The organism is Streptomyces sp. NPDC026659, assembly GCF_040638245.1.
In the GTDB taxonomy this organism is placed as follows: Bacteria; Actinomycetota; Actinomycetes; order Streptomycetales; family Streptomycetaceae; genus Streptomyces.
Map to the genome: position 1 here is coordinate 94,609 of NZ_JBEZXY010000001.1, position 25,508 is coordinate 120,116.

19 protein-coding genes are annotated in these 25,508 nt (G+C 72.6%); 3 read left to right on the plus strand and 16 right to left on the minus strand.

Features of this window, described 5'->3' with window-relative positions; all coding sequences use genetic code 11:
• Nucleotides 1–14: 14 nt before the first annotated feature.
• The 3 genes from AB0E91_RS00425 to AB0E91_RS00435 form a co-directional block, all read right to left on the minus strand.
• Nucleotides 15–467 carry a DUF5959 family protein gene (locus tag AB0E91_RS00425; protein WP_361772890.1) on the minus strand — a complete coding sequence of 151 codons (453 nt, stop codon included), beginning with the start codon at nucleotides 465–467 and terminating at the stop codon, nucleotides 15–17.
• A 53-nt stretch (nucleotides 468–520) separates the two neighbouring features.
• Nucleotides 521–1,072: a hypothetical protein gene (locus AB0E91_RS00430; RefSeq protein WP_361772893.1), complete on the minus strand. Its 552-nt coding sequence runs from the start codon at nucleotides 1,070–1,072 to the stop codon at nucleotides 521–523.
• Nucleotides 1,073–1,164: 92 nt separating this feature from the next.
• Nucleotides 1,165–3,345 carry a 2Fe-2S iron-sulfur cluster-binding protein gene (locus tag AB0E91_RS00435; protein WP_361772896.1) on the minus strand — a complete coding sequence of 727 codons (2,181 nt, stop codon included), beginning with the start codon at nucleotides 3,343–3,345 and terminating at the stop codon, nucleotides 1,165–1,167.
• A gap of 239 nt (nucleotides 3,346–3,584) precedes the next feature.
• Between AB0E91_RS00435 and AB0E91_RS00440 the strand changes: the two genes are divergently transcribed.
• The 3 genes from AB0E91_RS00440 to AB0E91_RS00450 all read left to right on the plus strand — a co-directional run bounded on the left by AB0E91_RS00440 (nucleotide 3,585) and on the right by AB0E91_RS00450 (nucleotide 5,661).
• Nucleotides 3,585–4,199, plus strand: coding sequence for a TetR/AcrR family transcriptional regulator (locus AB0E91_RS00440; RefSeq protein WP_361772899.1), 615 nt, complete (start codon nucleotides 3,585–3,587; stop codon nucleotides 4,197–4,199).
• 76 nt (nucleotides 4,200–4,275) lie between these two features.
• The gene (locus tag AB0E91_RS00445; RefSeq protein WP_361772902.1) at nucleotides 4,276–4,485 is read left to right on the plus strand and encodes a DUF2945 domain-containing protein; all 210 of its coding nucleotides are present in this window, start codon (nucleotides 4,276–4,278) and stop codon (nucleotides 4,483–4,485) included.
• A gap of 114 nt (nucleotides 4,486–4,599) precedes the next feature.
• Nucleotides 4,600–5,661: a helix-turn-helix domain-containing protein gene (locus AB0E91_RS00450; protein WP_361772905.1), complete on the plus strand. Its 1,062-nt coding sequence runs from the start codon at nucleotides 4,600–4,602 to the stop codon at nucleotides 5,659–5,661.
• Between the two features lie 105 nt (nucleotides 5,662–5,766).
• Here the strand turns inward: AB0E91_RS00450 and AB0E91_RS00455 are convergent, their stop codons facing one another.
• The 13 genes from AB0E91_RS00455 to AB0E91_RS00515 form a co-directional block, all read right to left on the minus strand.
• Nucleotides 5,767–7,290, minus strand: a complete 1,524-nt coding sequence (locus tag AB0E91_RS00455; RefSeq protein ID WP_361772908.1) for an SPFH domain-containing protein — start codon at nucleotides 7,288–7,290, stop codon at nucleotides 5,767–5,769.
• A 132-nt stretch (nucleotides 7,291–7,422) separates the two neighbouring features.
• The gene (locus AB0E91_RS00460) at nucleotides 7,423–7,932 is read right to left on the minus strand and encodes a hypothetical protein (RefSeq protein ID WP_361772911.1); all 510 of its coding nucleotides are present in this window, start codon (nucleotides 7,930–7,932) and stop codon (nucleotides 7,423–7,425) included.
• Nucleotides 7,933–8,086: 154 nt separating this feature from the next.
• Entirely contained in the window at nucleotides 8,087–8,647 is a 561-nt protein-coding gene (locus tag AB0E91_RS00465) for a type 1 glutamine amidotransferase domain-containing protein (protein ID WP_361772914.1), read from the minus strand.
• Between the two features lie 430 nt (nucleotides 8,648–9,077).
• Nucleotides 9,078–12,050, minus strand: coding sequence for an FxSxx-COOH system tetratricopeptide repeat protein (gene fxsT, locus AB0E91_RS00470; protein WP_361772917.1), 2,973 nt, complete (start codon nucleotides 12,048–12,050; stop codon nucleotides 9,078–9,080).
• A 133-nt stretch (nucleotides 12,051–12,183) separates the two neighbouring features.
• A complete protein-coding gene (gene fxsT, locus AB0E91_RS00475) occupies nucleotides 12,184–15,171 on the minus strand; it encodes an FxSxx-COOH system tetratricopeptide repeat protein (protein WP_361772920.1) in 2,988 nt (995 codons plus the stop codon).
• 39 nt (nucleotides 15,172–15,210) lie between these two features.
• A complete protein-coding gene (gene fxsT, locus AB0E91_RS00480; RefSeq protein ID WP_361772923.1) occupies nucleotides 15,211–19,107 on the minus strand; it encodes an FxSxx-COOH system tetratricopeptide repeat protein in 3,897 nt (1,298 codons plus the stop codon).
• A complete protein-coding gene (locus AB0E91_RS00485; protein WP_361772926.1) occupies nucleotides 19,104–20,081 on the minus strand; it encodes a hypothetical protein in 978 nt (325 codons plus the stop codon). The genes fxsT (AB0E91_RS00480) and AB0E91_RS00485 overlap by 4 nt, the downstream gene beginning before the upstream one ends.
• Nucleotides 20,078–21,121: a MoxR family ATPase gene (locus AB0E91_RS00490; RefSeq protein WP_361772929.1), complete on the minus strand. Its 1,044-nt coding sequence runs from the start codon at nucleotides 21,119–21,121 to the stop codon at nucleotides 20,078–20,080. The genes AB0E91_RS00485 and AB0E91_RS00490 overlap by 4 nt, the downstream gene beginning before the upstream one ends.
• On the minus strand, nucleotides 21,121–22,365 hold the full coding sequence (locus tag AB0E91_RS00495) for a toll/interleukin-1 receptor domain-containing protein (protein WP_361772932.1): 1,245 nt from the start codon (nucleotides 22,363–22,365) through the stop codon (nucleotides 21,121–21,123). The genes AB0E91_RS00490 and AB0E91_RS00495 overlap by 1 nt, the downstream gene beginning before the upstream one ends.
• Nucleotides 22,366–22,387: 22 nt before the next feature.
• On the minus strand, nucleotides 22,388–23,278 hold the full coding sequence (locus AB0E91_RS00500; RefSeq protein WP_361772935.1) for a DUF4231 domain-containing protein: 891 nt from the start codon (nucleotides 23,276–23,278) through the stop codon (nucleotides 22,388–22,390).
• 46 nt (nucleotides 23,279–23,324) lie between these two features.
• On the minus strand, nucleotides 23,325–24,581 hold the full coding sequence (locus AB0E91_RS00505) for an FxsB family cyclophane-forming radical SAM/SPASM peptide maturase (protein WP_361772938.1): 1,257 nt from the start codon (nucleotides 24,579–24,581) through the stop codon (nucleotides 23,325–23,327).
• 1 nt (nucleotide 24,582) lies between these two features.
• Nucleotides 24,583–24,786 (minus strand): hypothetical protein, encoded by a 204-nt coding sequence (locus AB0E91_RS00510; protein WP_361109909.1) that lies wholly within the window; start codon nucleotides 24,784–24,786, stop codon nucleotides 24,583–24,585.
• 237 nt (nucleotides 24,787–25,023) lie between these two features.
• Nucleotides 25,024–25,446: an SRPBCC family protein gene (locus tag AB0E91_RS00515; protein WP_361772941.1), complete on the minus strand. Its 423-nt coding sequence runs from the start codon at nucleotides 25,444–25,446 to the stop codon at nucleotides 25,024–25,026.
• Nucleotides 25,447–25,508 lie beyond the last annotated feature (62 nt).

Here is a 25,508-nt window from a genome sequence, read left to right on the forward strand (position 1 = left end):
CGCCGGGCAGCGGTTCAGCGCCGCCACTCATAGACACCCGGCGAGGACTTCAGGACCTCGCTCGGCCACTCCTTCCGTACGCGCCCAAGCAGCCTCCGCTGCTCGTCGATCCAACCCTCTTCGAGGTTCAGGGGAAGGAACACGGAGACGCACGAACTGCCCAGATCCTCTACATGGACAGCGGGAGTCTCATGCTCTTCGTTGTACGGCTGGATCCTGATCTCAGGACTGTGGTCGTCGTCCCTCCAGCAGATGTCCTGTCCTGCGGCGAGGAGATCCAGCGCATGGGACCAGCCCTCCAGGTCGGACGGGGACAGGGACATGGCCAGTCGACCACTGACGAAGCCGCTCGTGACCAGGACCTCGGCGTCGAGCTGGTCGTGAAGATGCAGCACACCGGGCGCCCGACGCCCGAGCACACGTACCCGGAAGCTGTTGTCACCGTCCGAGAGGCTGATCAGTTCCACCGTGCGCCCTCTGTGTTGTAGAGAATTTGCGTGACTGCCGACAGGAAGCATTCTCAGCGACCCAAGCGGCCCGACACCGCACGAAACCTCTCGCGCCCCGCCGTGACGCTCGCGTCCCACAGACCTGCGGCGTCGCCACTCAGGGAGAGGGACTGCAGTCGTTGTTCCTCGGCGAGGAAACCCGCACCCGCCAGGTTCCGGTCCAGCATCCCCATCGCGGTCAGCGCCGCATGGCCACAGGCCACCGCGTCATCGGCGCTTCCCGAGCCGTGGGCCGGCAGGGCGTACCGCAGGCTGAGGACAGCGAAGAAGGCGTAGGTGTCGGCGACGTCGGTGATCCCTTCCTCGTTGGGCTGAAGCTCCGGGAACCGCTCCAGCAGGCGTACGCGCTCGGCGGCGTCGGCGAGGGGTCGGTCGGCGTACCAAAGGTCGTGTACGGACTCCGCGTAGAAGTCCAGGTCGGCCTCCCGCCCCGGCGCGGCCGTCCGCAGGCCCACGAACAGCGGCGCCATGCGTTCGACGCAGGCGGCGACATACAGGCGGATCGACTCGCCGTTCCCGTCACGAAGTGCCGCCGCGACGGCCCCCTTCACCAGCGTCTCCACGTCCCACCCTCATCCGTTTCGATCAGAACGACAGGCTAACCAGGCCGACTGGTTGCAGGCCGGTGCCGGACGGCGCGCTTCGAGGCGGTGGTTCAGCGCGGCTCCTCAGCACCCTCCGGCGCTTCCTCCGGCACCTCCACCTCAACCGCCGAACAAGGCCGCCCCACGCAGGTCAGCACGTACCCCTCCGCCCGCTGCCGTTCCGTGAGGCAGTTCGGCGTGCTCATCACGACCTCGCCGGTGCGGAGACGAACGACACACTCGCCGCAGTTGCCCACTGTGCAGGAGTACGGGAGGGGGAGCCCGGCGGTGAGGGCGCCGTCGAGGAGGGTCTGGCCGGGGGTGACGACGGTGGTGCCGAGAGGGGTGCCGTCGCGGGTGACGGTCAGGGGGTGGGATGCGGACGGGCCAGGCGGGAGAGGGGCGTCGGAGGCCGCCGTGTAGCTCTCCTGGTGGATGCGCTCTGGCGGGATGCCTCGGACATGAAGGGCTTCGCGGGCCGTGGACATCACCGCTTCGGGGCCGCACAGGTAGTAGTGGGCGGAATCGGAGGGCTTCAGGGTCGACAGCCATTCGCCCACCGTCTCGGGGGTGAGTCGGCCTCGGGCTTCGGGCCACGAGGGGGACGGACGGCTCAACCGGTGTGTCACCGTGAGGCGTTCGGGGTGGCTTCGCTGGAGGTGGGTCAGGGCATCCGCGAACAGGACATGAGACTCGTCGCGGTTGGCGTAGAGCAACGACAGCCGGGGGCCGGTCCGTTCGGCGAGCTTCGTGCGGATCATGCTCATCATCGGAGTGACGCCGCTTCCGGCGGCGATCATCACCAGGTGGTCCGTGGCGGTCGCGCGGAAAGCGCCGGACGGGCCGAGGACGTTCAGGCAATCCCCCGCACGTAGGCGGTCGTTGGCGTACGCGGAGAAGAGGCCGTCCTCAACCCTCTTGACCGTGACTTCGAGTGGGGACGAGCCGGGCACCGAACACACCGAGTAGGCGCGTCGGACCGCACGTCCGTCGATCTCGGCGGCCAAGGTGAAGAACTGGCCGGGCTCAAAGCGCACCGGCCTGCGGCGAGTTCGCGCGTCCTCCAGTACGAGGGTGACCGCGTGCGGTGTCTCCCGGCGCACCTCGGCCACGCGCATGCGGCGGCCCGTCGCAGGAACTCCGCTACGGCGAGGCGACCGCCGACGCCCCGAACTCCCGTAGCCCTCCCTGCCCAGTTGGACGCGATAGCCCAGGTCCATCAACACCCGGGTCAGACGAGGGAAGGACGCCAGGGCGGCGACCAGCTTCATGACGAGGGCCGGTGGCGCCCCGGCGGTGTCGGCGGGGTTGGCTGCGGCATGCCGGGACGCGAGCGCGATCAGGTTCGGGACGGCGGTGGGGTCGACGTGTGCCGCCGGGCTCCACGGACTCGACCGCGCCACCGCGTCGCTGTGGGCCACCTCCGCGTCGAGCACGTGGATGAGCAGTGCCGCCTGTGGTGCCTGGCCACGCAGCGACATCGTCTCCAGCAGCGCGGGATCGTCGGTGATCGAGGCGTGGCCCGTCAGATGCAGCACCTCGGTGCGGCCGGGAACGAGGGCCGCGAGGGCGATGTGGTCGTCCTCGAGAAGGTTGTGGAAGGTGTCGGCCCGCTGGTTGCCCTTGCGGTCGGGAAGGGCGAGCGTGTGACCGTCCAGCACCCGGGCGAATCCCGCGTGATCACCGCGCGGGCTCGTGTCGCTCGCCCCGGAAGCGTCACCCGTCGACAGGACGAGAAACGGCGACGCGGCCAGGAACGCGCCGACATCGGGGCGCCGCAGCGGACCTTCGCTCAACTCGCCCACCGCGGAGGCGATACGAGGCACCGTCGACAGCTCCCACAACCGCGACCGCAGCACGCTCCGCCCGCAATGCACGTACCCCTCCCGCACGTTCACCTCCAACCCGGCCTCCCCGCACCCCGTCACCACACCATTGACCCGCAGCGTCTCCCCCACCCCGGGCAGCAGGAACACGAACGACACACCACTGCCCCGCGACGGCGGCCGACCCGAGACATCCGCGGGGAGAGCGAACGAGATCCGCTCCGGCGAGTGCACGCGCAGGAATCCCGGGCGGCCCCCGACGAAGGTCGCCCTGCGGCTTCCCCCGGCGTCCACGTAGCCGAATCCCGCGATCGGAGAGTGCGCCAGCACGGCCACGCAGCCCTCGTCGAGGCGGTCGACCTGCTTCATCATGACCAACGGAGGCGGGCGCCCGATGGATGCCTCGACCTGCTCCACCGTCGTCATACGGCGGAATTCCGCGAGGCAAGCAGGGGTGGGTGTGACGGTCGAACGGGGCGTGTCGCGCATGAGTGAGCCTCTTCGTTCTTCGGGCCTCCGGGCCTTCGGGCCTTCGGGCCTTCGGGCACCGTTCCGAGTGATCCCCCGAGCAATGAGAGAGCGCGTTCGCGCAGCTCATGGCACTATTGTGAGCAACAGCTCATGTTTTCCGCTACTCGCTTTTCCAGCCCGGACGGGAGGCCCCCGTGTCGCACGACCAGCGCCGACTCGAACCACGTCGCAAGCCCCGGCAGGTCCGCGCCGAGCTGACGCGCGGACGCATCCTCGCGGCGGCTGCTCACGTTTTCGCGGAGTACGGGTACGCGGCCGGCACCACCAATCGCATCGCCGAGCAGGCCCGCGTCTCCATCGGCTCGCTGTACCAGTACTTCCCGAACAAGGACGCGATCCTCACGGAACTGCTGCTCCAGCACATCGACAGCGCGGGCGCGGCGCAGGAGCAGGACGCCCCGCTGCCGCCCCTGGAGCAGTGCCTGCGCCGTATCGTCCGCCGGGCCATCGACAACCATCGCGCCGATCCCCAGCTTCTCCGCATCATGTTCGAAGAGGCGCCGCGTTCCCAGGAGTTGATGGGCAAGGTGGCGCGCTACGAGGAGTCTCGGATCGCGGAGATCCGCGCGCTGTTCGGCCGCCACCCCGAGGTGGCCGTCGCGGATCTGGACACCGCCGCCGCGCTCGTCGTCTCCACGATCGAGCTGGTGACCCACAAGCTGATGGCCGCGCCCCAGGGTGTTGAGGCCGAGCGACTGGAGAACGAACTTGTCGACATGACGACCCGCTATCTCACCGGCCCCGCCTGACCCGCCACCCTCTCCACCCCCGTTACGCTCACGCCCGTACCGCAACAACCGCACGCAGAACGGAACAAACGCGCATATGGCGGAACAATTCTCGGTCGGCGACCACGTCCGGTGGAACTCGGAGGCCGGTTACGTCGAGGGCGTCATCATCAAGAAGCACACCCACGACGTGGAGTTCAAGGGCTACACCCACCACTGCTCGGAGAAGGACCCGCAGTACGAGATCAAGAGCGACAAGACCGACCACATCGCCCTGCACAAGGGCTCGGCGCTCACCAAGATCTGACCGGCCGGAGGGCCCGGTTTCCGCGCGTTGCCGGTTCCCGGCAATCCTCACTACGCTCCGGTTGATCAATACCGGCAGGGGCACGTCAACGGCGTGCGGAGCGAGGGGGACACGGTGTCGGAGCCGGACGTGGCCGGATTCCTGGGCGAGTACGCCCGTACGCTGACCGAGGTGTCCGTCACCGGGCGCAGGCTCACCCGGGAGGAGCTGGAGGAGCGGCGCGCGCTCGGCGAGCGGGCCGCCGACGCCGGGCACAGTCTGCGCGCTCTGGTGCGCGGGCATCTGGCCGCGACCCGCGCGTCCTGGCCGGCCGGTACGCCGGGGAGCGCGGTCGGCGGTGTGCTGGCCGCCGTGGAGCAGGCGGTGGACGCCTTCGCGGAGGGGTACGAGCGGGCGCAGCGCCTGGCGGTACGTCAAGAAGAGGCGGCACGGCGGGAGTTCATCGACGACCTGTTGTACGGCCGCAGCGATCTCGGGCGACTCGCCGAGCGGGCCGAGCGGTTCGGGCTCGTCCTCTCCCACGGTCACGCGGTCGCGGTGGCCGAGGGGACGGAGGCGTACGACGACGCCTCCCCCGCCATCCGCCGGGTGGAGGCCGCCCTGATCGCACGCTTTGACCAGCGGCGCATCCTGCTCGCGACGAAGGACGGCAGGCTGATCTGCATCGCGCCCGGCGACGACGGCGAGATCCTGGACCGCTTCGCGGAGCAGGCGCGGACCGCCACCGACTGCGTACGGGTGGCCATCGGGCGGCCCCGGCCCGGTCCCGGCGGTGTCGTGCAGTCGTACGAGGAGGCGCTGAACACACTCGATCTCGCCGAGCGGCTGGGTCTGGACGCCCCGGTGGTGCGCGCCGCCGAGCTGCTGGTGTACCCCGTGCTGGCGCGGGACCGGCAGGCGATGGCGGATCTGGTGCTCAGCACGCTGGGGCCGCTGCGGGAGGCCCGGGGCGGCGCGGGGCCGTTGCTGCGCACGCTGGAGGCGTACTTCGAGTCGGGGTGTACGGCAGCCGCGGCGGCCCGGAGCCTCGCGCTGAGCGTGCGCGCGCTGACCTACCGGCTGGACCGCATACACCAGTTGACCGGCGCCAACCCGGCCGATCCCGTGCACCGGTACACCCTGCAGACCGCCGTCATCGGGGCGCGACTGCTGGGGTGGCCGGAGAAGGAGCTGTGAAGCGGAGTCGCGGCACGGAAGCGGGGCCCACCGCGCACGGCAGGCCCCGCTCCTCCGACTCCCCCGGCTCCTCCAATTCCCCCGGTTCTACGGCCTCTTGAGTCGTCAGCCGGTGATCTCCACCTTGCCGTTCGACCGCTCCGTGGGCTCGGCCGGGGCCGCGGCGCGCTCGGTGATGCCCTTCAGGAGCTGGGCGAGGTCGACTCCCGTGGTGGAACCGAGCAGTTCGAGGCCCTGGGCCACGTTGTCCGCGACCGCGCGCGGGATGCGGCCCGCGCCCTCGGTGGAGATGACCGTCATCTTGTCCACGTTGCTCAGCGGCTCGGACGCCTTGGCGACGACCTCGGGCAGCACCTCGACGAGCATCTGGAGGATGGCCGCGTCGCCGTACTCGCGGTAGGCGTCGGCCTTCTTGAGCATCGCCTCGGCCTCGGCGGCGCCCTTGGCAGTGATCGCCGCGGCCTCGGCCTCGCCCTCGAGGCGGACCGCCTCGGCGATGGCCGCGCGGCGGGAGCGCTCGGCCTCGCCCTGCTTCAGGCCCTCGATGGCCTCCGCCTCGGCCAGCGCGCTGCGGCGCTGCTTCTCGCCCTCACCGGTGAGCCGGGCCCGCTCGGCCTCGGCCTGGGCCGCCGCGATCGCGGCCAGCCGCTCGGCCTCGGCCTGCTTGACGCGGGCGACCCGGCGGGCCTCCGCCTCCTGCTCGGCGGCGTAGCGCTGGGCGTCGGCGGGCTTGCGGACCTGGGTGTCGAGCTGACGATCCGTCAGGGCGGCCTGGCGTTCGGCGACCTTCTCCTGCTGGCTGAGGATCTCCTGCTGGCGGGCGGCCTCGGCGAGCGGTCCGGCGGCGTTGGCGCGGGCGGCGGCCTCGTCGGTCTCCGCCTTGATCTCGGCCTGCTTCAGCGCGAACGTCCGCTGGGCGACGGCGATTTCCTCGGCGGCCTTGAGGCGGGCCTGCTCGGCGGCACGCTGGGCGACGGCCTCCGCGATGTCGGCCTCCTGCTTGGCGCGGGCGGCCTCGGGGCGGCCGAGGTCCTCCAGGTAGGAGCCCTCGGTGGTGATGTCCTGGATCTGGAAGGCGTCGAGGACCAGGCCCTGGCCGGACAGGCTCGCCTCGGCCTCCTCCGCCACCTGCCCGGCGAACGCGGCGCGGTCCCGGATGACGTCCTCGACCGACATCCGGCCGACGATGGCGCGCAGCGCGCCGGAGAGCACTTCCTGGGTGAAGCCGACGATGCCGTCCTGCTGCATCAGGAACCGCTGGGCGGCGGCGCGGATCGAGTCCTCGGTGCCGCCGACCTTGACGATGGCGACGCCGTCCAGGTTGGCCTTCACACCGCGCAGGGTCACCGCGCCGCGCACCGCGACCGGGATGTGCCGCGAGGACAGATCGAGGGTGAACCGCTGCTGCACGAACGGCACGACGAACACGCCGCCGCCGACCACGACCTTCTGGCCGCTGTTGTCGGTGAAGACCCGCCCGGTCTCCGGATCGGTGGCCTTCTTGCCCCGGCGCCCGGTGACGATGAACGCCTCGCTCGGACCCGCCACCTTGTAGCGGCTGACGACGACGAGAGCCGTGAGGACGATCAGGACGACGATTCCGACCACGGCGACGACGACTGGACTCATACAGTGCCCCCAGACACATGACACCCCGCAAAGGGGGTTGGCAACTCCGGCCCGCGCGGGGCCGGTCGAACGACTACGGGCCGGACCTGTGACCGGACCTGTGAGCAGAACGGGCTTGTCCAGCGCGGGAGTTCAGCGCTCGACGGGCCGCACGAGGACGGAGGTCGGCGACGGCGTCGCCTCCACCCACACCTCGGCGCCGCGCGCCACCGGTACGGCGCTGCGCGCGGCGAACTTCACGCGGTGGCCGCCCAGTTGGAGCAGCACCTCGCCGTAGCCGCCGGCCGGGATGGCCGTGACCACGCTGCCGGAGGTGCCGATGACGTCGTCCCGGGTCGGGGCCGCCGCCGTGCGGTCGCGCATGAGCGCGCGGCTGAACCGGTACGTCGGCCAGGCGAGACCCGCCCCCGCCACCACGCCGACCGCGGTGGCCCCGGCCGGGCCGACGCCGGTGACCGACTGGGCGAGGACCGCGCCGAAACCGGCCATCGCGAGGAAGCCCGCGACGACCGGCAGGGACAGCCATCCGTCGAGCAGGCCGTCCAGCGCGCCGTCGAGCACGCCTTCCAGCAGCCCGTCGAAGATCAGCGACAGGACGAGCAGCACGACCCCCGTGATGCCGATTCCGAGAAACCAGGCCATCCGTGCCGTCCCCCTCCCGCCCCGTCGCCGATCTCCGGCTTGACGAAATCTTGACACAAGGGCGGAGGGCTTTTCATTGCCTGGTTCCGGCAGTTTTTACGCTTCTTTTATGCCGCCTTTCGACCAAGGTCGACGGTCACCCGCCAGGGGGTGCTCAGCCTTCGTCGCCGCCGAGGCTGCGGATGATCGCGGCCGTGAAGGCTTCCAGGTCGCCGGGGTCGCGGGAGGTGATCAGCGTGTTGCCGCCCGCCGTGTCGACGACGACCTCCTTGTCGTGCCAGGTCGCGCCCGCGTTCGTGAGGTCGGGGCGCAGCGAGGGGTACGAGGTCAGCTCGCGCCCCTCGGCCAGTTCGCTGTCCACCAGCAGCCAGGGGCCGTGACAGATCGCGGCCACGGGTTTGCCGTCGCGCGCGAACTCGGCGACGAGCCGGCGCGCGGTCTCGTCGGTGCGCAGCTGATCGGCGTTGAGGGTGCCGCCGGGGACCATCACCGCGTCGTAGTCCGCCGCCGTCACCTCGTCCAGGACGGCGTCGGGGGTGATCCGCTGTCCGGGGTCCTGATCGGAGACCAGGGTCTGCACCGGTTCCGCGCGCTGCGCCGCGACGACGACGTGCGCGCCCGCGTCCAGCAGCGCGGACACCGGCTTGACCAGCTCGTCCTGCTCGGTGCCGTAGTTCGTGGTGAGTACGAGGACGTTCGCGTCTTCGATCGCCATGGTCCGGCCTCCTCCGGGGTGGGGGGTTGTCGACCCTCCGACTGCCCATGCGGGGGAGGCTTATTCAGCCGGGGAATTCCGCCGGCGGCGGGAATGGCGGCGCTCTCTTTGTTCGTCGCCTTCCGTTTTCCACCGGGTGCGGAAATGCCAGCGCGGATCCTCGGCCGCTCTTCCGAGGATCCGCGCTGGAGAAAGGGGGCCCTGGAAGGGTGAGTCAGGGCCGGTATGCGTGTCGGATCAGTTGTTCTCGCCTCCCGCGGCGCAGCAGGAGGCGCCGTTGCCGGAGATGGAACCGCGGAAATCCTGCCGGATCCTGTTTCCGTTTTCCGTGGCCGAGATCCACCTTCCACCCGTGTGAGGGGAAAGTCAAAGAGGGGTTTCCGAAGACGCGATAGGGCGTGCTTATCGGTCTCGTGGAATGCGCGGGACGCTAGATCGGCTGGGGTTCGAAGTCCCAGTAGGGCCGGGCCCCGGAGCGCATGTAGCGGGTCTGGTCGTGGTCGGGGCCGTGGCTGGCGGAGAGGGTTTCGAGGGCGACGCGTTCCAGTGCGGCCGCCTCCTCCGTGCGGCCGAGGGTGCGCAGGTCGAGGGCGAGGCCGGCGCGGAGGTTGGCGGAGAGGACGTGGTGCGCGCCCATCGCGGGGATGGCACGGCCGAGGGCGTCGCGGCCGAGGCGTTCGGCGCCCTCCACGTCGCCGAGGGCGGCCAGCGCGGCCGTGCTGTTCATGGCGCAGCCCAGGGACCAGACGTGGCCGCGTCCGATGGCCGCCTCCAGTTGCCGTGTCGACTCGTCGGCGAGGCGGGCGGCGGCCTCGGTCTCCCCGTCGTCGAGCATGAGCAGGGCGAGGTTGTTGCGCGCGCCGATGGCATACGGGTGCAGGGTGCCGAGGCGGGCGGCGTAGGCGCGGGCGGTGGACTCGGCCAGTCCGCGGGCCTTGGTCCGCTCGCCGAGGACGCGGAGCAGCATCGCGTAGTCGAGGTTGACCATGAGGACGTCCGGGTGGTCGGCGCCGCTGAGCACGATGAGCCGTTTGCGGGACTCGCGCATGATGGCGCGGGCCTCCTCGAACTCGGCGTCGCGCCTCAGGCACAGGGCGAGGTTGTGCTCGGCCAGCAGGGTCTGGCGGTGGGCCTCGTCGAGGGTCCTGCGCAGCTGGCGCACGTTGTAGTCCTGAAGGCTTCTGGCCTCGGGGAGTCTGCCGAGCAGGCGCAGCATCCGGGCGGTGTAGTAGCCGGACTGGAGGGTGCGCCGGGCCCGGCCGCCGAGGAGGCCGACGCGGCGGTCGTAGACCTCGCGGTGGAGGGTGCAGGACTCCTGGTAGTGGCCCTGGAGGCCGAGGGCGAGGGCGAGGTTGGTGCGGAACTGGAGGGTCTGCGGCACGTAGCGGTCGCCGAGCCAGTCGGTGGCGTTCTGCGCGGCCTCCTCGTACAGGGCGCGGGCCTCGTCGTAACGGCCCCGGGCCATGAGGGTGGCGCCGAGGCCGTCCTTGGCTCGCAGCAGTTCGAGGCCGCTGTCGATCCCGGCCTCGCCGAGGAGGCCGAGCATGCCCCGGTCGGCCTTCTCGGCCTCCTCGTAGCGGCCGAGGCCACGCAGCATGCGGGCCTCCTGGTGGGCGGCCGCGAGGACCCGGCTGTCGGTGGGGGCGAAGGTGCCGCGCCAGCGGTCGAGGACGCGGTGGGCCAGGTCCCAGCCGTCCTGGTACTCACCGCGTACGCGGAGGTAGTCGAGGCAGTTCAGCAGGAGTTGGCGTACGTCGCCGTCGTCGGAGTCGAGGGCGCCGGAGGGTTCGAGGTGGGGCAGGATCTCGGCGTAGCGGTGCCAGTTGCGCGGTGCGCCGGGCTCGCCGGGGTCGGAGGCGACCAGGACGCGGGCAGCGGTGGCGGCGTACTCGCGTTCCGTCCCGGGGGTGAGGCTCGCGCGGATGAAGCGGCGGAAGCTGCGGTGCATCCGCAGGGAGACGATGCTGGTGGTGTCCTGCCGGGCCTCGGTGGCGAACTCCACGCGCATGGAGGCGAGTTCGGAGATGGTGAGCAGGGCCGCGTCCCAGTTGCCGGGTTCGCTGACCGACCCGGCCAGATGGGCGGGCAGATCGCTGGGGCGGGCGGCGCGCAGCAGCGGGACGGGCAGCATGTCGGGCGAGAAGAAGGTGAGCAGGAGCAGCAGTTCGTGCACCGCCGGGGAGCGCGCGGCCAGGGAGGCGAGGGTGCGCGCCCAGACCTGGCGGTGGGCCGGGGGCACCGCCACCGGGGTCTCGGGGTCCGGGTCCGCGGGTTCGTCCGCCCTGATGGAGGTCAGATAGCGGGGGATGTCGGCGGCGGGGTGGGCATCGATCCACGCCGCGCTCTGGTCGATGACGAGCGGGAGGTCGCCGAGGGCGGCGGCGAGTTCACCGGCCTGGGCCTCGGTCATACGGGGTGCCCGGCGGCAGGCGAAGGCGACGCTCTCGTCCCGGTCGAAGGGCGGGAGTTCGCGCGGCCGGGCGCCGTGCCGGGACCACGCGGTGTTCTGCGCGGTGAGCAGGATCTGGCCCCGGCCCTCGGGGAGCAGCGGGGCGATGCCGTCGATGTCCTCGGCGCCGTCGAAGATGACGAGCCAGCGGCCCTTCTCGTCCTTCTTCAGCGCGTCCTGCACCGCCTCGATCTGCCCGGTGAGCTGGTCGCCCTCGCTCAGGCCGACCTCGCGGGCGAGCGCCGCGAAGCCTTCCCGGGCGGCGGCCTTGGTCGCGGAGGGCACCCACCAGATGAGGTCGTACTCGCTGGCGAACCGGCGGGCGTACTCCCCCGCGGCCTGGCTCTTGCCGACGCCGGGCGGTCCGTGCAGCAGGACGCGGCGGCCGTACCCGGCGTTGAGGGTGTCGTGCACGTCGTTGAGCAGGACCTCGCGGCCGGTGAAACGGGGGTTGCGGCGGGGGCTGTTGGTGACGTCGGGCGGGTCCTCGGGGTAGCGGGGGCCCTCGTCCCGGCGGGTGTACGGGGTGCCGGGGCTGAGGCCCACCTCCGCGAGGACGCGGCGCCGGGCCTCCTCGGGGCCGATGCCGCGCAGGGTGACGGCGCCGAGGCTGACGGCCTCGTCGGGCAGGGCACGGGTGGTCACGGTGACCGCGCCGACCCGGTCGTGCAGGCGGGGCATCACCTGGCGCAGCACATGGGCCCACTGCTGGTTGCGTCCGGTGTCGAAGCGCAGGTACCAGTCGTCCAGGACGAGCAGGACGCGTCCGGGGCGGCCGAAGAAGTCCTCCAGGGCCGCCATGTCGGGCAGCGGGCTCAGCGGGGACCAGCGCACATGGGTGACCGGGCAGTCCTCCTGGCCGAGCACCCAGGCGATCCACTGCGCCCAGCCGTTGCTCACCCCGGCGTAGACGAGCGAGACGGGCGGCGGGGTGGTCGAGTGTCCCGCGTTCATGGGCAGGCTCCCGGGAGGCGGTGGTGGAAGGCGGCGGCTCGCTTCCGATCGAGCAACAAATACCCTGGTTTGTCAATGAGTTGGCATACGAGTCGACTTCGCGACGGCGGAGTTCCCGCGAACGCGCACGCGCTCACAGCGGCTGCGGTTCGAAGTCCCAGTACGGGCGCAGTCGGCGCTGGGCGTCGCGGGTGTGCGGGTGCCGGGGTCCGAGGGTGTCGCCGAGGGTGCGGACGGCCTCCCGTTCGTGGGGCGCGGCCTCCTGCGCGCGGCCGAGGGCGCGCAGGTCGTCGGCGAGCGCGGTGCGCGCCGACAGGGTGAGCGGGTGGGCGGCCCCGAGGCGGCGGGCGGCGCCGCGCACGGTTTCCCGGCTCAACTCCCAGGCGCCGTCGACCTCGTAGGCGAGACTGCGCGCCCCGCTGAGGTTGAGCGCGCAGCCGAGGGTCCAGGGGTGGTCGCGGCCGACGGCCTCGGCCATGTCGTGGTGGACCCGTTCGGTGAGGTGCAGGGCGAGCCGGTGGTCGCCGGTGTGGATGACGGCGAGCGCGAGGTTGCCGAGGGCGCCGATGGTGTACGGGTGGTGGGGCCCGAGCAGTTCCTCGTACCGCCGGGCGACGGACTCGGCGGCACGCAGGGCGGTGCTCAACTCGCCGTGTTCCCTGAGGAAGGTGGACTGGTCGGCCTCCACCACGAGGGTGTCGGGGTGCAGCGGGCCGAGCACCTGGGCGGCGCGGCGGACGGCACTGTCCAGCCGCTCCCCGGCCTCGGTGATGTCCCCGGCCCGGCGCCGGGAGACGCCCAGTTGGTGGTCGGCCATGATGGACTGCGGATGGCGTTCGTCGGAGGTCTGGCGCAGGGTGCGGACGATCTGTTCGAGGCGGGAGACGGACTCGGGGTAGTCGCCGAGCAGGCGGATGAGCCGCGCGTAGACGGTGCCGGAGTGCAGGGTGAGGTGGTGGCGGGAGCGCAGGCGGCGCTGCCGTGTCTGGAGGACGTCGCGGTGGATGGCGCGGGCCTCGCCGTAGCGGCCGAGCAGGAGCAGGGCGAGGCCCTGGTTGTGGCGGGCGGCGAGGGTCTGCGGGGCCTCGGTGCCGAACTGGTCGGCGAAGCGGGCGGCGGCCTCCGTGAACAGCTCGCGGGCCTGCGGGAAGCGGCCGAGGGCGAGCAGGGTGCTGCCGAGTCCGTCCTTGGCGCGCAGCAGCTCGGGGTGGTCGTCGGGGCGTACGGCGGTGAGCTGGGCCACGACCGAGCGGCCGAGCCGTTCGGCCTCGGTGTAGCGGCCGGCCAGGCGGAGCAGTCCGCCGAGTCTGTTGCGCAGGGCGAGCAGGGCGCCGTGCGCGGGGTCCAGGGCGCGTTCCCAGTGGGCGAGGACCTCGTCGCAGAGCCGCAGCGCGGTGCGGTACTCACCGCGCAGGCGCAGGTATTCGACGCAGTTGAGGACGAGTTCCTGCACGGCCTGGCGCGGGGAGTCGAAGGCCCCGGCGAAGCCGAGGTGCGGGATGAGCAGGGCGTAGCGCTCCCAGTCGCGGGTGTCGGACGGGCGCCGGGGGTCGGCGCCGACCAGCACCTGGCAGGCGGTGTCGGAGTACGACCTGCGCTCGTCCTCGGTCAGTGACTCGCGCAGGAAGCGCTGGTAGAGGCGGTGCATCCGGACCTGCTCGACGGCCGGGTTCTCGGCCAGCTCCTGTTCGTAGTCGAGGCGTACGGCGGTGTACTCGGAGAGTCCGCGCAGTGCGAGGTGCCAGGAGCGGGGGTCGCGGACCAGGGCGTCGAGGGAGGCGGGCAGGTCGCCGTAGCGGACCTCGGTGAGCAGGCGGACGGGGATCTCGCCGGGGGCGAAGAAGGCGAGGAGGTTGAGGAGTTCGGCGCCTTCGGGGTTGCGGGCGCGCAGGGTGCCGAGGGTGGTGGACCAGGCGGTGCGGAAGCCGGGTGGGTATTCCGTGCCGTCGGAGGTGTCGGGTTCGCGGGTGGCGCGCAGGGTGCCGAGGTAGTCGGCGGCCGGCACGTCGTTCGCGGCGAGCCAGGCGGCGGTCTGGGCGAGCAGCAGCGGCAGGTCGAGGACGGCGTCGGCGAGTTCGTCGGCCTCCTCCACGGTGAGCCGGGGTACGCGGCGGCGCACATAGGCGACGCTCTCGGTCCGGGTGAAGGCGCTGATGTCGATGACGCGGGTGCCGGGTACGTCCGTCCAGTCCCGGGTCCCGGCGGTGAGCAGGACGTGGGCGCGGTGGTCCGGGAGCAGGTCGGCGAGCTGGGCGGGGTCCTCGGCGCCGTCGAAGACCAGCAGCCAGCGGCCCGGGGCGGCGGCGCGGGCGGCCTCGTGGACGGCCCTGATCCGCTCCCCGATGCGTTCACCCACCGGCAGACCGAGGCGGGGCGCGAGCGCGGCCACCCGTTCCCGGGCCTTGGCGCGGTGGGTGGCGTCGATCCACCACACGACGTCGTACTCGCTGCCGAAGCGGTGGGTGTACTCGACGGCGATCTGGGTCTTGCCGGTGCCGCTGACGCCGTGCAGCACGATCCGGGTGTCGGCGCCTTCGGTACTTCCGGCGCCTTTGGTGCTCCCGGCGGTGAACGAGGCGCGCAGGCGCTCCAGTTCGGGGTCACGGCCGGTGAAACGGGCGTTGCGGCGGGGGGTGTCGAAGACCTCGGGGGGTTCGTTGGGGAAGCGGGGTGCGGTGGGGGCGCGGGACAACGGGGCGGTGTCGATGGACAGTTCGCGCAGCACCCGGCGGGCCGCCTCCTGTTCGTCCAGGTCGTGCAGGTCGGCGGGCCCCAGCAGGGCGACGGCGCGGGGCACCGGCCGGGTGGCGACGGTGACGGCGGCGAGCCGGTCGGCGTGGCGGGGCACGGTGCGGCGCAGGACGCGGTCCCAGTCGTGGGCGGCGATGGGTCCGAGGCCGAAGTACCAGTTGTCCAGGACGAGAAGGAGCCGTCCGGGGGTGTCGAGCAGGGCGGCGAACTCGTCCTCGAAGGGCACGTCCACGCGGGGGTCGAAGCGGGTCAGGGTGACGTCGTGGCCGCGTGCGGTCAGCTGGTGGGCGATCCAGGCGGCCCAGGGCCGGTTGTATCCGGCGTAGCTGATCGTGATGTGCCGGCGGTCGTGCTCGCTCCGGCTGTCCATGCGCCTGCTCCCCTCGTGGGCGCTTCATGTGATGGTGCGTCAGATGGGTTGGGGTTCGAAGTCCCAGTGGGGGCGGCGTAGTTCCTCGGCGGACTTGGTGTGGGGGTGCTGGGGGCCGAGGGTCTCGCGCAGCCGGGTCACGGTGTCCCGGCGGATCTCCTCGGCCTCCTCGGCGCGGCCGAGGGCGCGCAGGTCGCAGGCGTGGGCGGTGGCGGCGGCCAGGGTGAGGGGGTGGCTCTCCCCCAGGCGGTCCGCGGCGGCGGCGCGCAGGCCGGTGTCGTGGGCCAGGGCGGCCGGGGCCTGGTCGGAGTGGGCGAGCCGGGCGGCGAGGTTGAGCCGGGTGCCGAGGGTCCAGGGGTGGTCGTCGCCGACGGCGCGGGCCATGAGCTGCCAGGCGGTGTGGGCGGAGCCCTCGGCCTCGCCGTGTTCGTCGCCGTCGGCCCACTGGGCGAGGGCGAGGTTGCCGAGCGCTCCGGCGGTGTAGGGGTGGTCGGTGCCGAGGAGGCGCAGATAGCGGTCGTAGACGGTGCGGGCGAGGTCGTGGGCCTCGCGGGGGGAGTTGTCGCGCAGGAGGGTGGCGCGGTCGGAGGCCATCATGAGGGTGTCGGGGTGGAGTTCGCCCTGGATCTGCCGGCAGCGGGCGACGACGCTGGTGAACAGGGCGGTGGCTTCCTCCAGTCGGCCGTCGCGGCGCAGGCACTGGGCGAGGTTGTGCTCGGCGCGCAGGGTCTGGGGGTGGTCGGGGCCGAGGACGCGGCTGTGCAGGGTGGCGTTGCGCCGCTGGAGGGCGAGGGCCTGGCGGTAGCCGCCGAGGAGCCGGGTCATCCAGGCGAGGCAGAGGCCGGAGTAGAGGGTCTCGTAGTGGTCGGGGCCGAGTTCGCGGTCGCGCTGCCCGTACAACTCCTGGTGTATCTCCAGGGATCGGTCGTAGTGGCCGAGGAGTCCGAGGGTGAGGGCCATGTTGCTCCTGGCCATGAGGGCGCGTGGTCCCTCGCCGCCGGGGCGGCTGATGTGGCCGCGCCAGACCTCCTCGAAGAGTTCGCGGGAGCGCTCGAACCGGCCGAGGGCCATCAGGGTGCCGCCGAGGCCGTCCTTGGCGCGCAGCAGCTCGGGGTCGTCGGGGGGGCGGGTGCCGGTCAGGGCGTCGAGGACGTCGCGGCCCACGGCTTCCGCGTCGCGATAACGGCCCACCCGGCGCAGGAGGTTGGCGTACTGGTGGATCAGGACGAGCATGTCGGCGTCGTCCTGGTCGTGGCGGGGCCGCCAGCGGGTGACCGCCTGCTGGCACAGTCGCAGCCCCGTGTCGTACTCGCCGCGCAGCCGCAGGGTGTCGACGCAGTCGAGGACCAGGCGGCGGACGCCGGGTTCGTCGCGGTCGAGGGTGCCCGCGTAGTCGAGATGCGGGACGAGCGCGGAGTACGTGCTCCACTCGCGCCGGTCGGCGGGGCGGCCGGGGTTGGCGGCGGCGAGCACTCTGCTGGCGGCGGCGGAGAGTTCGCCGCGGCGGTCGCGGCTGAGGCCCGCGTGCACGAAGCGGTGGTAGAGGCGGTGCATCTGGGCGGATTCGACGCCGTACTCCAGGGACGGGTCCTGGGTGTAGCTGAGGTGGATGGCGGTGAGGTCGGCGAGGGCGGCCAGCGCGCTCTGCCAGCGGGTGGCGTCGGTGACGGTGCGGGCGAGGCTGCCGGGCGGGAAGACATGGGCCGGGGCGGCGGCGATGAGGCGCAGCGGGATCGCGTCCGGGGAGAACATCACCATGAGCTCGATGAGCTCGGCCGCCTCGGGATTGCGCCGGCGCAGCAGATTGAGCAGCAGGCCCCAGGAGCGGACGAACCCGACCGGGTAGTCGTCCTCGGTCCGCACCTCCAGTTCCTGCGGGGACTGGCCCTGGAGGGCGTCCAGATAGGCGTCGACGGGTTCGGCGGGGTTGGCGATGAGCCAGGCGGTGGTCTGGGCGAGGACGAGGGGCAGGTCCTGGGCCGCCTCGGCGAGGGCGCGGGCCTGGGCCTCGGTGGCCCGGGGAACGCGGCGGCGGATGAAGGCGGCGCTCTCGTTCCGGGTGAACGGGCGGACGGTGTACTCCTGGAAGCCGAGCAGCCCGGACCAGTCGCGGCTGAGGCTGGTGATCAGCACGTCGCCGGGCCCGTCGGGCAGGAGGTCGCGTATCGCGCCCACGTCGTCGGCGCCGTCGAAGATCAGCAGCCAGCGCCTGCGGGGTCCGGTGCGGGCGCGCAGGGCGGCGTGCAGGGCGCGGATGCGTTCGCCCGCGTCGCGGGCCACCGGCAGTTCCAGATGGGCGGCGAGGGCGGCGAACTCCTCGCGGGCGGTGGCGCGTTCACCGGCGGTGACCCACCACACCACGTCGTAGCCGTCGCCGTAGCGGTGCGCGTACTCGGTGGCCAGGTGGGTCTTGCCGACGCCGGAGATGCCGTGCAGGACGACACGGGCGCCGGTGCCTGCCGGTCCGGGTTCGGCGAGGAGTTCGGAGAGTTCCTCCAGGTCGTCCTTGCGGCCGGTGAAGTAGCCGTTGCGCCGGGGGGCCTCGCGGACCTGGGGCGGGTCGTTGGGGAAGCGGGGGCCGTCCGGGGCGGGGTCCTCGCCGGGGTCGATGCCGAGCCGCCGGAGGATCCTGTCGCGGGCCTCGCTCTCGTCGAGTCCGGCCACGTCGACCGGGCGCAGCACCTCCATGGCGTCGGGCAGCGGCTCGTAGGACAGGGCGAGGGCGGCGAAGCGTTCGCGGTGGGGGCGGACGACCTGGCGGAACGCCTCGGACCAGTCGGCCTCGTCGTGCAGGTCGGGGCGGAGCGCGCGTTCGTTGACCAGGAGCAGCACGCGGCCGGGGGCGTCCAGCAGGGAGCCGAGGGATTCGACGGGGGTGCGGGACGCGGTGTCCCAGTGCAGCCGGGTGGTGGCGCAGCCCGCGCGTTCGAGCTGGTGGGCGGTCCACAGGGCCCAGGGGCGGCTCTCCCCGGCGGAACAGATGCTGATGTGCCCGGTGCCGGCGCGCCGTCCGGTGCCGTCCTCGGCGGGGTCCGCGGCGGAGACGGGATCGAGGTCGGGCAGGGGGGTGGTGTCGGGCTGGAGGACGGCCGGGGCGGGCAGCCGGTAGGTGGCGCCGTCGGCGGTGTGCAGCCGGCCCCCGGCGGGACCGACCCACTCCTCGACGGTGGCGTCGCGGCCAACGAGGATGGTCCGTACGGAGTTCGCGGTGACCAGTTCGACCACGCGCGGATCGGTGTCCGGCACCGTGATCGCGAACTGCCCGCTGTCGAAAGGGCTGTCGCTGAGCGTCAGTACGGGCCCGTTCCAGCCGAGGTGGAGCGCGGCCGTCGGCAGCCCGTGCGCGATGACGGCGACATCGGCGAGGGCCAGCCGGTCGGGCCGGGCGCCCTCGGGGGGTTCGGTGGCCAGGCGTACGGCGGAGAGGGTGAGCAACTGCCAAGCCGTGGTGGAGCGTTGGACCCGCTCGGGCAGCGTCTCCCAGGCCTCGGTGAACCAGCGGGCGACGCCGTCGCGTTCCTCCTCGACCAGCGCGCGCAGCGCGGGCCGCAGCGCCTCCTCGATCAGCGGGGCGGCGTCGGGGCGTCCGCTGACGGCCTGCCAGGTGGCGGCCTCCTGGGCGCGCATGGCCGGGGAGGCGCCCGCGCGGACCCGCTCGAAGGTGGGCCACAGCCGGTGGACGGGGTCGTCCTCGCCCGCCCGCGCCAGCCGTTCGGTGAGTTCGGCGCGCAGGTCCGCCAGGAGCGCGGGGTTCAGTACGACGTGGCCGAAGCCCGGGTGGGTGACCAGGTCGCCGAACCAGAGGTCGACCTCCGCCGACACGTCGAGTCCGGGCGCCACGCGCAGCCGTACGGCCCGCATCAGCTCCGGTTCGATCCGGGCGGCGATGCTGAGCAGCACCGCGAGGGTGCGGCCCGGCCGCTCGGCCGCGCTCAACGCCGGGCCCCCAGCGCCTTGCCGACGGTGGTGCCGCGGTCCCAGCTGAGCAGGGGCAGCAGCGAGCGCGCCCAGCGCGGCCAGTACCGCTCGGGCAGCGGGACCAGGGCCACGGGTTCGCAGCCGCGCTGGCGGATGGTGGTGACGGTGGCGCGCCATTCGCGTTCGGTGGCCCGCCAGGGGTTGAGCGGGGGGCCGCCCGCGCCGAGGTCGGAAAGGATCAGTACCCGCCCCCCGGGCCGGGGCGGGCGGTACGGCTGCTGCCAGGTGGACCTCGGTCCGGGGCCCGCGCCGCGCAGGGGCACGTCGGCGAAGCGCAGGACCTGGGTGCCCGCGACCCCGGCGAGCGCGCGGACGTGGGCGATCACGTCCTCCACGTCGCGGGCGAAGGGCTCCATGGCGCGGGAGGTGTCGGCGAGGATCTGCACACCGTGGCGGAGGGTGGACAGCGGCAGCCGGGGTATCGCGGTCAGCGGGCGGGCGCGGGAGAGTTCCTCGGTGGCGCGGTCCACGTCGAGTTCTCCCTCGGGGCTGACCCGGGAGAGGACCATGGTGAGCAGGGCTGCGGTGGAGCGGGGGGCGAGCAGCGGCAGGTGCGGGGGGCGCGGGGCGGGGTCGGCGCGGCCCCGGGGCGGGGGCAGGGCGGGGGTGGTCCAGCCGGGTGCGGGCGGGGCGCTCTCGTCGACGGGGACGAGGAAGGTGACGGTGCCGGCGCGGCCGCCCGTGTCGTCGCGGCCGAAGGGGGGCGGGTCGTCGTCCTCACGGGGCCGGTCGGGGTCGTCGTCCTCGCGGGCGGGGGCCTGCCAGCCGGGGGTGTCCTCGGGCGGCTCCACGTCCGCCGGGGGCCTGGCCTGTTGAGCCGGGGGGCCGCCGAGGCCGAGGAGGGCGGCGATGCGGGCGTAGTCCTCGGGGTCACGGGTGCCCAGGGCCCGGGCGGCGCGGGCCACGTCCGCGAGCCACGCCTCCCCGGTCATGCCGGGTCACCTGCCAGTTGCTGCGGCTTGACCAGGACGTTCCGGGTGAGCATCCGCCACTCGTCGGTGCCGGGGCGGATGCCGAGCGAGCGGCAGGCGCGCAGCGCGTCCAGGTACTCGGCGGTGCTCGGGCGGCGGACGTCCTGCTTGTCGACCTGCTCGCGGACCTCCATCAGCTTGTCGGCGACGGCCTCGGCCAGCTCCTCGTCGGCGGGGGTGACCTCGCCGGGCCAGTCGGCCATGTGCTTCCCGGCGATCCGCACGAGCATGTCCCGGTCGTGCTCGGGGAGGCGGTGGACCACACAGCGGCGCAGCAGGGCCTGGGGCAGTTCGCGTTCCTCGTTGGTGGTCAGCACCACCAGATGGCGGGACCACTGGGCGTGCTCGTCGGCGGCTTCGGCGCCACTGGCAGGAGCGGTCGCGGGCTGCTCGGTGTGGATCTCCTCGCCGATCTCCGAGACCACGAAACGGTGCGAACCCAGCGGCACCAGAAGGCTGTTGGGTACGTCCGGGTCGGCCTTGTCGATCTCGTCGATGAGGACGACCGCGTGATCGCGTTTGCGCCCGGCGTTGACCTTCTCGAAGGGGTCGGGGCAGGGGTCGGTGATCTCGGTGCCCTCGGCCCTGCCGCGCCTGCGGGCCGACTCGGGGGCGAGCGCCCACCACAGCACGCCGGGCTGCACGTAGCTCGCGTCGTCCGGGGTGCCGCCCCGGCGGGCCGCGACCTGGGCGTCGCCGAGCCTGCGGACGCTGTCGAAGCTCCACAGCAGTTCGCGGGGCTGGGTGCGATAGGTGACCACGTGCTCGTAGTACCGCCAGCCCAACTGCCGTGCGATGTAGGGCGCGAGGGAGGACTTTCCGGAGCCGGGCATCCCGCGCAGCAGCAGCGGGCGGCCGGTGGCGCGGGCGACCTTGACCGCGAAGTCCAGTTCGGGCGGCATCACATAGACGCGGCCGTCGCCCCGGTCGGGGGTGTCGAGCCATTCGGCGTCGCCCGGTGTCCCGGACTGCTCTCGCACGGCGGTCTGTTCCTGGCTCATCAGGCCCCCCAGCCGATCGAACCCACGTGCTTGCTCACCCGACGGATGACGGCATTGACCAGAGTCTCATGTCCCGGGCCGAACGGCGGGTCGAGAACCAGCACTTCGTCGGGACTTCCCGGCCAGCTCCCGCGCGCGTCCACCCCCCGCCCGGTGATGACGAGGACGTGCATCCACGGGATGTTCTCGTGCAGCCGCGAGATCACCCGGTGCACCACGGCCAGGTCGCAGCGCTTGGCGTCGAGGAGCAGATAGAAGCGGCCGAAGCTCTCCGGCTCCTCGGGGGTGCCGAGTTCGTCGTACGGCTCCAGGCCGATGGCCTGCTTGACGGCCCGCTCGCACTGGTCGAGCAGATAGTCCTCGGGGTCGTCGTCGCCGGGCGGCCGGCCCGCCGCCTCGGCGATGTAGTAGCTGCGGATGTCGACGCAGAACGCGCGGTCCAGATAGTGCTTGCCGATCAGGGTGTTGTCCACGTTGAGGATGACGACGCGGCGCACCACGCCGTCGGTGTCGCGCACGATGCGCCGGGCGTCGTCGCGGTCGACCCACACCGGCAGGATCATCTTCGCCAGATCGCCCGCGCGGCCGCGCTCCAGTCCGCCCATCAGGGCCGCCAGAACGGTGTTGTGCAACTGCACGATGTCGTGGGAGTCGAGCATCTGCGAGGCGATGAGGAGCGGGGCGAAGCCGGGGATCAGTTCGCCGAACTCGTCGTCCGGTACTTCCAGTTCGCGGGCGAGACGGGCGAAGACCGCGTGTTCGCCGATCTCCCGGAGCTGGATGCAGATGCTCTCCAGCCAGACGCTCATGGAGTCGTCCCAGACCTGCCGCACGTCCGGGAACCGTCCGACGAGCCGGGCGACCTCGTCCGCGCTGCCGGTGACGATCCGCTCCACGTCGTCGGTGGCGAGATAGCCGAGTGCGGACTCCTTCAGCTTCCCGGCGCTGATCCCGTCGACCAGGACGGTGACCAGGACCATGCCGGGGTACAGCGTCTTGCGCCAGTGCAGGATGTTGGTCTCGCGGCGCACCCAGGACGAGCGCAGGGCCGCCTCGTTGACGAGGACGAGGGCCGCGTCGCACTCGCCGAGGAACCTGGCGAGCTTCAACTGCCAGGGACGGCCGGTCTCTTGGATGCGTACGTCGAGGAGCACGGTGTGCTTGGCCTTGTCCAGGCCGGTGGCGAGGGCGTCGCGCAACTGGGCGGCCGGTTCATCCGTGTTGGTGCTGTGACTGATGAACACCCTGACCACCCTCGCCCCGCCTTCAGTCCGCGATCCACTTGGCCATCCAGCCCTCGTTCTGCACCGAGACGACGTGTTCCGTCCGCTCGGCCAGCCGGTCGGCGTCCGCGTCGGTGGCCGGATCGCGCTCGCGCCACCAGCGCAGCAGCGTGTCCAGCTCGCGCGCGGTCCTGTCGAACTCGATCTCCTGCGAGACGAAGCGCGCCGACGCGCCGTACGACACGACGCTCGCGGAGACTGCGGCGACGACAGGTATCCAGGCGGCCGCCTCCTCCGCGGCGAAGGCACCGGCGACGGCGCCGAGCAGTACGGAGATCCCGGCGAGCACCTGGCCCCAGCGTTCGACGAGCCGGGCCCTGGCGGCCATCTCCCGGGCCTTCGGGCGGTAGTAGTGCTCCAGTTGTCTGCGCAGGCGCTGCTCGGCGTAGTCCGCGATGCCGGCGACCGGGGGCAGCGGCCGGACGGCGGGCTCGATGCCCGCGAGGGCGCGGTCGAGTCCGCCGGCGTCGGCGAGGACGGCGTTCGTGCGGGTCCGCAGCTCCGTGTCGCGGGTCCCGGGGGCGCGGTACTGGGCCGCACGCGCGAGGTAGACGTAGACCTGGCTCTTCAGTTCCTCGGAGACCGAGCGCAGGGCCGTCCACTCGCGCACCCGGTCGGGGGAGGCGCCGACGGCGGCGAGCGGGGCGGCGCCCGCGGCGAGCAGCGCGAGGAAGGCGAGGACGCGGCCGGTGACCGGGAAGAACGGCATCAGCTGGGAGGTGGCGGCGCCGAGCACGGCCGCGGCGACCACGGCGCAGAGCGTGGCCGTGCGCGACCGCTCGATCGCCGCCTTGGCGCGGTTGGCCGCCCGCGACCAGACGTTCTGGGCCCGCCAGATCTCCTCGGCCGCGGCCGCTCCCCCGAGTGTGCTCACGACAGGATTCTGACGCGGCTTCACCTCCTATGCAATGGAAAGGGGTTCAATCGGGCAGGAGGGGACCGGAGCGGAGAACCGGTTCGATTCGTCCCGCGATGTGCCGGATGAGCAGGGCGAGATCGGCGCAGTAGACGGAAGGGTTGCGGAAGCCGCTGCCGGGGCGGTAGCGGTGGGCGTAGTGACCGCCGCCGCAGACCCGCATCAACGGGCAGCGCAGACATTCGTCGGAGAGTGCCTCCTCCCCCAACTGCCGTGCCACGATGCCGGGATGCTCCAGCACGTCGTCGAAGCTGTCGTCGAAGACGCTCAGGCCGGTCGAAGGGGCCCTGGAATAGGCGGCCTTGAGGGAGTCCACCTGCTCGATGGCGCCGTCCGTCTCCACCAGCACGGCGGCCACCGGGGAGAGTCCGACGGCCTCGGCGCTGCTCGGGAAGCCGACCAGCAGACCGATGATCTCGGTGAAGATCCTGATCCCGGTGCGGTGCCGGCCGCCGTCGAACCAGCGGTCGAAGACGCGGGCGAGCCACTGCCCGTAGGGCGCGGCACCGGCGCTGGAAGGACCCTTCCCCGGGGGTGGATGCGCCCAATTGGCGTGCGGCAGCAGCAGATCGAGGGCGGCGGGCCGGAACTCCATCAGGGAGTCGTAGATCTCGTCGGGGTCCTGGTCCAGGTCGATGGTGCACAGGATGCCCGCGTACGCCTCGGGGCGCTGGGCGAGCAGGGCGAGGCCCCGGGTGGCGGCGGGCCAGGCGGGGCGGCCCGCGTGGTCGACCCGCCGCTTGTTGTGCTCGGGGCGCCCGCCGTCGAGGCTGACGCCGATGCGGACTCCGGCGTCCGCGAGGCGCCGTACGGTGTCGGCGGTCAGCAGCGTGCCGTTGGTCTGCACGCCGACCCGGACCTCGCAGTCGGCCCCGGCGGCCGCGCGTACGGCGGACCGCACCTCGGAGACCTGCCGGAGCGCGGTGTCGACGCCACCCAACAGGGGTTCCCCGCCGTGCAGTTCGACCCGGATGTCGCGCAGTCCGTGGGCGGCGACGTGCTCACCGATCCGCTCGGCGCTGCGGGCCAGCACCTGCGGGGTGACCCTCGGGGGGCGGTCGCGCCAGGAGGCGTCGGCCGCGTTGTAGACGTAGCAGTACGAACAGAGGAGGTTGCAGCGGCTGTTGAGCTTCAGGACGAACTGGCGCAGCGGGACCGGGGCGGTTCCGGCGCGGCGGAGGGCGGGCACGTCCAGCAGTCGGTGCGGCCAGGGCGCCGAGGCGTGCGGGTCCGCCGTTTCCCCCTCCGGGTGATGGGCCACCTCAGGGACTGTCCTCGTAGTACGCGATCGGCCGGCCCGCCGTGCGCCGGTCGCGCTCCAGCAGTTGGCGCAGCACCTCGGTCAGCACCGGATGGTCCACGCCGTGCGGCAGCGGGCCGTGGCCGCCGCCCGCGCCGGAGCGGAACCGGACGGCCCGGTCGGGGCCGTCGGCCACCGGATGGTCGGCCGGCCGGTGATTCGACACTGCGCTCCCTCCACGAGAGGCCACGTGGACGTGGCTGTGCCGTGGCGCGCCTCGGGCGACACGGCGACGGGCCAATCGTAGAGCCCGACCGCCCGCCTTGGACCCCGCAACGGGCCTTCCACCGCAGGCGAGTCGGGGCCTTGGGCCGGGTGGGGCACGCGTGTGCGGGAGCGGTACGGCACCGGGGTGCGGACGCGACCGTCGTCCCGGTGCCGTACCGTCCCGCGACGGGCGGGGTCAGGCGCCGGTGCGCAGCGTCTGCTCCAGCGCGGCCAGGCCCTCGCGGTAGATGCCCTGGAACAGGGCTTCCGCCTCGGCCGGGGTGACGCCGTCGGGGGTGAAGGTGCCCGACCATTCGATCCGCGCGGCGTCGGGGTCGGCCGTGGCGTGGACGGTCAGGGTGGAGAGGTAGCCGGTGACCGGGAAGGGGGCGTCGAGGATCGCGTAGGTGTAGCTGCGGGCCTCGTCGTCGAAGGCGTGCAGGCGTTCGACGATGGTCTCGCCCTCGGCGTTGGTCAGCCTGCGGACGCGGCCGCCCTCGGTCAGCTCGCTCTGCGGGATGTAGGGGAGCCAGTCGGGCAGCGAGCCGAAGCCGCCGATGAGCCGCCAGACGTGGTCGGGGGTGTGGGGGACGTGGAGGGACGCGCTGGTGCTTGCCATGGTGCTTTCCGGGTGGGGGGTGGGTGGATACGGAGCCGGGCCGTGGGTCCGGGGTGACTCGG